The sequence below is a fragment of the Methylophaga sp. UBA1464 genome (genome assembly GCF_002325665.1).
GTDB lineage: Bacteria > Pseudomonadota > Gammaproteobacteria > Nitrosococcales > Methylophagaceae > Methylophaga.
Map to the genome: position 1 here is coordinate 1,715 of NZ_DCSO01000102.1, position 1,527 is coordinate 3,241.

The window sequence follows — 1,527 nt, forward strand, 5'->3', positions numbered from 1 at the left end:
GGGGAAAGGTGCGAGCCGCCGCCTACGTCATGCGGGCAAAGTACCAGCAGTAGTCTATGGCGCTGAAAAAGAACCAGTCTCAATTTCAGTTAACCATAACCAGTTCATTCGCCATTTGGCAGAAGAAGCGTTTTACGCACACATTCTGACATTGGTTATTGATGGCAAGAAAAATCAGGTTGTATTGAAAGATCTGCAACGCCACCCAGCCAATGACAACAAAATCATTCATGCTGATTTCCTGCGCGTTGATGCCAAGCATGCAATGACAATGACCATTCCATTGCATTTCCTCAATGAAGAAAAAGCGGTTGGTGTTAAAGCCGGCGGTTTGATCTCACATCTGATGACAGAGGTTGAAATCTCTTGCCTGCCTAAAGATCTGCCGGAATACATTGAAGTTGATGTTGCAAAACTGGCAATGGATGAAGCAATCCATTTATCAGAACTGAAACTGCCTAAAGGCGTCACTTTGACGGCCTTGACGCATACACAGGATGAGCAGCTGGAAGAAGGTGAACGTTCTTCTTACGATCAAGCGGTTGTTAATATTCATGAGCCACGTGTTGCTAAAGTGGATCTTGAAGAAGATACCGAAGCTGATGAGGAAGCGACTGAAGAGTAATTCAGTCGTCGGGAACTGTTATGACAAACTGGATTATCGCCGGTCTGGGCAATCCCGGTTCCCAATATGAACAAACCCGACATAACGTCGGGTTTTGGTGGTTGGATCAGTTGGCTAAGGATTTGGGGCTGAGTTTTAAAACAGAATCCCGATTTCATGGTCAACTGGTCCAATACACAACTCCGGAACATAAAGTCTGGCTAATTAAACCTCTTACGTTTATGAATCGCAGCGGACAGTCTGTTGCTGCACTGGCCAATTTTTATAAAGTCCTCCCAGAAAATATTCTTGTTATTCACGATGAACTGGATTTACCTGCTGGCACAGTTCGCCTGAAAAGTGGCGGCGGCCATGGCGGTCACAATGGTTTGCGTGACATCGTAAGTCAACTGGGCAGTAAAGAATTTTTACGTTGCCGGATTGGCATTGACCATCCTGGTAATAGCAAGCAAGTCGCTGATTATGTCCTGAGTAAACCCTCACCAGCAGATCGGGAAAATATTCTGACAAGTATCGATAACAGCTTGCGGGTTTTACCTGAAGTACTTTCAGGCAATCTGGAAAAAGCCATGAACTGGCTGCACTCACAATAAGAACAGCTTGGTTTTTTAACTCAGTTTATTGTGATCTGCATAGGCAACGGTTTAAGGTGCGAGTAATTTTTAATCATTCATATATAAATAACCCCTAAGGATTTCTCATGGGATTTAAATGCGGTATTGTCGGTTTACCTAATGTAGGCAAATCCACTTTATTTAATGCGCTGACGCAAGCCGGAATCGAAGCACAAAACTACCCGTTCTGTACTATCGAGCCGAATGTTGGCATCGTGCCGGTACCGGATCCGCGGATGGATAAGCTGGCAGCCATTGTAAAACCGCAACGCGTTTTGCCTACGACCA

The 1,527-nt window shown here is 45.0% G+C and carries 3 protein-coding genes; all 3 read left to right on the top strand.

From position 1 onward, the window contains the following. Nucleotides 1–625: 50S ribosomal protein L25/general stress protein Ctc (locus tag B3O33_RS13880; protein WP_292363840.1), on the top strand; the 625-nt coding region annotated here is incomplete at its 5' end. A gap of 20 nt (nucleotides 626–645) precedes the next feature. Beyond that, the gene (gene pth / locus B3O33_RS13885) at nucleotides 646–1,218 is read left to right on the top strand and encodes an aminoacyl-tRNA hydrolase (RefSeq protein WP_292360679.1); all 573 of its coding nucleotides are present in this window, start codon (nucleotides 646–648) and stop codon (nucleotides 1,216–1,218) included. A gap of 107 nt (nucleotides 1,219–1,325) precedes the next feature. Beyond that, nucleotides 1,326–1,527, top strand: a 202-nt coding sequence (locus B3O33_RS13890) for a GTPase (protein WP_292363841.1), incomplete at its 3' end; no start/stop codon positions are given.

Excerpts from the sequence above, each read along its gene's own strand:
- pth (WP_292360679.1), top strand. The coding sequence starts at position 646 with ATGACAAACTGGATTATCGCCGGTCTGGGCAATCCCGGTTCCCAATAT.